This window comes from Nitratireductor lacus (assembly GCF_056431025.1).
In genome coordinates this window covers 1-5,559 of record NZ_JBWKMB010000048.1, presented here as the reverse complement: position 1 = coordinate 5,559, position 5,559 = coordinate 1, and the positions used below count along the sequence as shown (strand labels likewise).

Here is a 5,559-nt window from a genome sequence, read left to right as displayed (position 1 = left end):
CTTCATTTTCGCCTGGTCGCTTTGGCGACGACGGCATCAAGCCCAGGCCATGATCGCTCACTACAAGAAAAGAGGCCATCTGCAACTGTAGTACTAGTGACGGCCGGTGCGGTGATGGCGTTTGCGCCTGATCTGCGGACCTTCTCCAGCGGCAGGAACTTCGCCGCCTGGTTGGGCCTCGTGCCGAAGCAGCGATCTACCGGAGGCAAAACACGGCTGGGCGGGGTCAGCAAGATGGGTCAGACCGACATCCGCAAGCTGCTGATCGTCGGCGCCATGAGCCGGATCCGCTGGATCATTCGAAAGGGTGTTCTTCCGGATAACTGGCTCGGGCAACTCGTCGGGCGCAAACCCCGGATGGTCGCCGCGGTCGCGCTGGCGAACAAGATGGCCCGGATCATCTGGGCAATCATGACGAGGGAGCAGAATTACCGGATGGCGTGAGCGGTCACCTCCTGGCGGAGGAAAACGGCGAGCGTCTCGGGGTCATTTGACCCCGGCAAGGAGATCGACTGACGACCTATGCGGCAAGAACTTCAATGTTCAGGACGGGGAGAACCAGTCCCGGGGCTCGAGCACAAAGCTCTCTGAACCGATGTGGACCCTGTTCTTCGAACTGCATACCGGCCCCGTGGCGAAGGCCACGATCAGAGGCCTGACACACGACCGATAGAAGCGCGTGCTGCAGAAGAAGTCGGACAAAATCCCTTGCAAAGTTGTAAGGCTCCGGGGGCGGCCGTCTGACCGCGGCTACGATCCGATGATAAGTCCGACGTTATGTCCGACTTTAATTACCGCCCGCAAATCGAGATTCTTTCCGCTGCTGATGGTGTTCGCCGTCGGCACTGGTCAGATGAGGACAAGCTCCGGATTGTCGAGGAAAGTTTTGTCGGCCATCGACAAGTGGTTGCCACGGCCCGGCGGCATGGCATTTGTCGCTCGCTGCTGACAACCTGGCGTCGGCAATATCGGAACGGTGAACTTGGCGCTCCCCGCTCCGCATCCTTTGCGCCAGTCACCGTGAAGAAGGAGAGCCCGATCTCACAACCGGGATCGGTTGATCCCGTTGATCCGAGCCGGGACCCTCAGGTCGAGATTGTCCTGCCCAATGGCCGCCGGCTCATCGTGTCCACCGAAGTGGACCCGGACACACTTGCCCGGCTTTTGTCGGTGGTGGACAGGCAATGATCGCGTTTCCGGCGGGCGCGAAGGTTTGGATCGCTGGCGGTGTGACCGATATGCGGCGGGGCATGAACACGCTGGCGCTGCAGGTGCAGGAAGGGCTCGGCCGTGATCCGCATGCGGGAGAGATATTTTGCTTTCGGGGTCGCAAGGGCGATCTGGTGAAGATCCTGTGGCATGATGGCGTGGGCATGTCGCTCTATTTGAAACGTTTGGAGGCGGGCAAGTTCATCTGGCCGGTGAGCCGGTCCGGCGAGGCGGTACAGATCTCGGCGGCACAGATGGGCTACCTTCTCGAAGGGATCGACTGGCGCAATCCCCGTTGGACGCAACGCCCTGCAAAAGCTGGATAAATTGCGCCAGCAGGCTTGTTTTTGTTGGTGTTCCGGGCCCTCGGATGGTAGACATCCGCCATGTCGAATACCGCTTCCGAACTCGTCAGATTACGCGCCGCCCTGGCCGCCGCTGAGGCCCGTGCTGAGGTTGCGGAAAGCGAAGGCACAGACCCGTGCGGTCGTTTCCTGCTCGGAGGCGATGATCCAGGAGCTGAAGCTGGAGATCGCCAAACTGCGCCGCGACAAATACGGCATCTCGTCGGAACGCCGCGCCCGGCTGATCGATCAACTGGAACTGAAGCTTGAAGAGCTGGAAACGGCGGCCACCGAGGATGCCCTGGCCGCAGAGCAAGCGGCCGCCAAGGCTACCACGGTACGGGCCTTCACGCGCCGTCCCCCTGTGCGCAAGCCGTTCCCCAATCACCTGCCGCGCGAGCGGGTGGTCGTCGAGGCCCCCGACAACTGCGGCTGCTGTGGCTCGGATCGTCTCGTGAAGATGGGCGAGGACATCACCGAGACGCTGGAGGTGATCCCGCGGCAGTGGAAGGTGATCCAGACTGTGCGCGAGAAGTTCACCTGCCGGACCTGCGAAAAGATCAGCCAACCGCCAGCTCCATTCCATGCGATTCCGCGTGGATGGGCCGGGCCCAGCCTGATCGCGTTCGCCATTGGTCTCGAACACATGGCGACACAATGGCTCACCGTCTTTGATAAGTATGGCCAGCACCAGCCGTTGAACCGGCAGGCCGAGCGGTTCGCACGTGAAGGCGTCGAGCTGAGCTTGTCCACCCTGGCAGATCTGATCGGGCATGCCGCTGTTGCATTGGAGCCCATCCATGCCCTGATCGAGAACCATGTACGCACCGCTCACCGCCTGCATGGCGACGACACGACCGTGCCGCTTCTGGCGCGGGGCGGTTCGAAAAAGGCCCGTCTGTGGACCTATGTGCGCGATGATCAGCCCTGGAATGGCGGCGCACCACCGGCCGCGTTCTTCCGCTTCTCCCGAGATCGCGAGAAGACCAATCCCAATCAGCACCTGGCCGGTTGGCAGGGCATTCTGCAGGCCGATGCTTATGGCGGATACAACGATCTTTATCGCGCCGACCGCGATGCGGGGCCCGTGACCAGCGCCTTGTGCTGGGCCCATGCGCGCCGGAAGTTCTTCGAACTGGCAGACATTGCCGGGAGCGTCCGCAAGGGCAAACCCGCCCATCAGATCTCGCCGGTCGCGCTTGAAGCGGTGAAACGGATCGACGCCATCTTCGACATCGAGCGCGGGATCAACGGGCTTGATGCCGATGCCCGTCTTGCCGCCCGCCATGAACTGTCCCGCCCCTTGGTGAACAACCTCCATGACTGGCTGTTGGCAGAGCGCGCGAAATTGTCCAGGCACAACAAGGTGGCCAAGGTGATCAACTACATGTTCGAGAAGGAAGGCCGTTGGCAGGCGTTCACGGCATTCCTTGATGACGGGCGCGTCTGCCTGACGAACAATGCGGCCGAACGCGCCCTGCGCGGCGTGGCTTTGGGCAGAAAGTCATGGTTCTTTGCCGGCTCCGAGCGCGGCGGACAGCGAGCCGCCGCGATGTATACCCTCATCGTCACCGCAAAAATGAACGACATCGACCCGCAGGCTTGGCTCGCCGATGTTCTCGCCCGACTGCCTAACATACCCGTCTCGCGCGTGCACGAACTTCTGCCGTGGAACTGGAAGGAGCAGCCTCTGAGCAAGGCGGCGTGACCATGCAGTTGAACAAGGTTCATTCCGTCAAGACCATCGACCGCGTCGCCGCCGAGCTGGGAGAAACCGTCGATCGGCTCTTCGAGCTTGCCATTGATATGGAGCCCGAAGATGGCGTGATCTGGGTCTACGGCCTCAACGATGATGGCGTCATGGCCTTCTCACCGTTCGGGATCGAAAACCTACGCGAGACCATCGAAACGAACCGTGAAAGCGGGGCCTGACACCGCCGCGGTCCTCACCGCATGCTTACTTTCGAGCAGCTGATCGAAGAGCTGCGGCGGCTGTATGATGAGCGTCTATATCTTGATGCGCATCTGGTTTTTGAGCGGGAGCGTTTCGAGGAGGAGTATGCTCGCCGCCGCGCTGAATGGTCGTGCCACAAGCGACCGGATGATCGCCAGTTTGAATTGTTTGCCGCATGACGGCGCTGCGCCGAAAATGGAACAGCGTGCGGGATGTAGAGTTGACTAAGGCTCTCGCACTAGCTACCATACCGACTAGTGGGTATGGATATGTCTCAGGCAAGCGATCAAGACTCTCGAACCAAATTGCTCTCGGCCGCCCTCACCGTGATCCGGAAGAAGGGGTACACGGCCGCGCGTATCGACGACATCTGCGCGGAGGCTGGGCTGACGAAGGGCAGCTTCTTTCACCATTTCAAATCCAAGGACGATCTCGCGCTGGCAGCGATCGATTACTGGAACGACCAGGCAGAAGCGCATTTTGCCTCGGGCGGGTTCCGCGAACATCCTGATCCGTTGGACCGCGTCCTCGGTTATATTGACTTCCGGAAGGCGATTCTTACGGGTGAGATGTGGAGCTATTCCTGCCTGCTCGGCACGATGGTCGAGGACGTCTACAATACGCATTCTGACCTCCGTGTGGCCTGCGACCACGGCATTACCCTTCATGCGAAGACCGTGGAGAGGGACATAGCGCAGGCCATGCGCGAGCACGGGACGAGCGGCGGCTGGACGCCGCAAAGTCTGGCCTTCCACATCCAGGCGGTCGTGCAGGGTGCCTTGGTCCTCGCCAAGGCGCAGGATGGTGCGGCCGTCGCGCGTGACTGCCTCGACCATCTACGCCGCTACGTCGAACTGCTGTTCCGGGAGGAGTGTGATCCGCGCGCCAACGCCTCCCCCGTCCGTCTTGGCGAAGCTGATAGGGAGATAACCTCGTGACCGACAACCCGAAGATTACCGGCGGCTGCCTCTGCGAGCGTGTGCGCTATGATGCCGAGGGGGAAGTCCTATTCGGCCTCCTCTGCTACTGCCGCGATTGCCAACGCGCGTCGGGCACGGGGCATGTGCCTACCATGGGAGTGCTGACGGAGGCTTTTTCCGTGACCGGAGCACCCAAAGCGTTCCGCAATGTCGGCGGTAGCGGCCACATGTCGGTTCGAAACTTCTGTCCCGAGTGTGGCAGTCTTCTGTTCGGCACCCCCGAAGTCGCGCCGTGGCTGACCACGATCTATGCCGGAAGTCTCGATAATCCCGAAATCTTCGCGGCGGGTCTCTCGCAATTTGTCCGTTCGCGCGCTCCTTGGGATGCTAGCGGAACCGGTTTGCCGGAATTCGCGGCATCTCCACCGCCGCCGGATAACTGATACGAAGAGGGTACGCATGGCAATGAAGCAACAGGAAATGGAAGCGGCGATTATCGGCAAGCTTGCGGCCAAGACAGGCAAGGATCTGGATGGCTGGATCGCGGCTCTACGCGCTGCGGCGCCGGCAAATCGCAAAGAGGCGCTGTCATTCCTCAAGTTCGAAGGACTCGGTCACTTCCAGGCAATGATCGTGGCCAAGCACGTCTTCCCGGTCCGGTCGGCACGCCGTTGACAGCTTTCCAACCATTGCGACGTAGAATGGTCGGTCGCGGTACCATCCGAGCCGAACCTCGAGCCGGCTCGGCCGCGCCAGGAGCGGCTGTTAAAGCGAGCAAGGCCGAGCGTCAGGGGCGACCCCAAGCGTTCGCCCGCATCAACGATACTGCCAACGTCAGGCTGCACGCAGTGGCCTCCTGACCAGCCATGAGCCTCTCGGCGAGCGAGAGCGGCTTACAACAGGGAAGAGCACAATATGCTGCTTGAAAACCGCAACACCATTGTCCCCGGCGCTGATGGTCGGAAAGATCATTAACGATGACGCTTTTGTCATTTGCTCCTTACGAGCAGCAGTTGAAGTGGTGTGCCTTTGCATTAGTACTACAGTTGCAATTGATGCCAAATCATGATTCATCTCAGGCATTTAGCTTGAGGAGAATTTGGAATGTCTGTTTCGGACTGGGCTGGATCCG

General features: G+C 60.7%; 9 protein-coding genes. All 9 read left to right on the top strand.

Annotated features, from left to right (window positions below):
• Nucleotides 1-444 (top strand): transposase (locus tag AC07E3_RS21285; RefSeq protein WP_478364717.1); only part of this gene is annotated, 444 nt, incomplete at its 5' end.
• Between the two features lie 333 nt (nucleotides 445-777).
• Complete coding sequence (gene tnpA / locus AC07E3_RS21280) at nucleotides 778-1,188, top strand: IS66-like element accessory protein TnpA (protein WP_478364716.1); 411 nt, start codon at nucleotides 778-780, stop codon at nucleotides 1,186-1,188.
• A complete protein-coding gene (tnpB, locus tag AC07E3_RS21275) occupies nucleotides 1,185-1,535 on the top strand; it encodes an IS66 family insertion sequence element accessory protein TnpB (protein ID WP_317090526.1) in 351 nt (116 codons plus the stop codon). Before tnpA ends, tnpB begins: the two co-directional genes overlap by 4 nt.
• Before the next feature lie 60 nt (nucleotides 1,536-1,595).
• Nucleotides 1,596-3,261, top strand: a protein-coding gene (tnpC, locus tag AC07E3_RS21270; protein WP_478364713.1) for an IS66 family transposase whose coding sequence is annotated in 2 segments (ribosomal slippage) — nucleotides 1,596-1,681 and nucleotides 1,680-3,261 — 1,668 coding nt in all. Because the reading frame shifts where the segments join, the coding sequence is not laid out codon by codon here.
• Between the two features lie 2 nt (nucleotides 3,262-3,263).
• Nucleotides 3,264-3,485 (top strand): hypothetical protein, encoded by a 222-nt coding sequence (locus tag AC07E3_RS21265; RefSeq protein ID WP_478364711.1) that lies wholly within the window; start codon nucleotides 3,264-3,266, stop codon nucleotides 3,483-3,485.
• Between the two features lie 21 nt (nucleotides 3,486-3,506).
• Nucleotides 3,507-3,686 (top strand): hypothetical protein, encoded by a 180-nt coding sequence (locus AC07E3_RS21260; protein WP_478364710.1) that lies wholly within the window; start codon nucleotides 3,507-3,509, stop codon nucleotides 3,684-3,686.
• Between the two features lie 90 nt (nucleotides 3,687-3,776).
• Nucleotides 3,777-4,445 carry a TetR/AcrR family transcriptional regulator gene (locus AC07E3_RS21255; protein ID WP_478364708.1) on the top strand — a complete coding sequence of 223 codons (669 nt, stop codon included), beginning with the start codon at nucleotides 3,777-3,779 and terminating at the stop codon, nucleotides 4,443-4,445.
• On the top strand, nucleotides 4,442-4,870 hold the full coding sequence (locus AC07E3_RS21250) for a GFA family protein (RefSeq protein ID WP_478364706.1): 429 nt from the start codon (nucleotides 4,442-4,444) through the stop codon (nucleotides 4,868-4,870). Before AC07E3_RS21255 ends, AC07E3_RS21250 begins: the two co-directional genes overlap by 4 nt.
• A gap of 16 nt (nucleotides 4,871-4,886) precedes the next feature.
• Nucleotides 4,887-5,102: a hypothetical protein gene (locus AC07E3_RS21245; protein WP_478364704.1), complete on the top strand. Its 216-nt coding sequence runs from the start codon at nucleotides 4,887-4,889 to the stop codon at nucleotides 5,100-5,102.
• The last annotated feature ends 457 nt before the right edge of the window (nucleotides 5,103-5,559 follow it).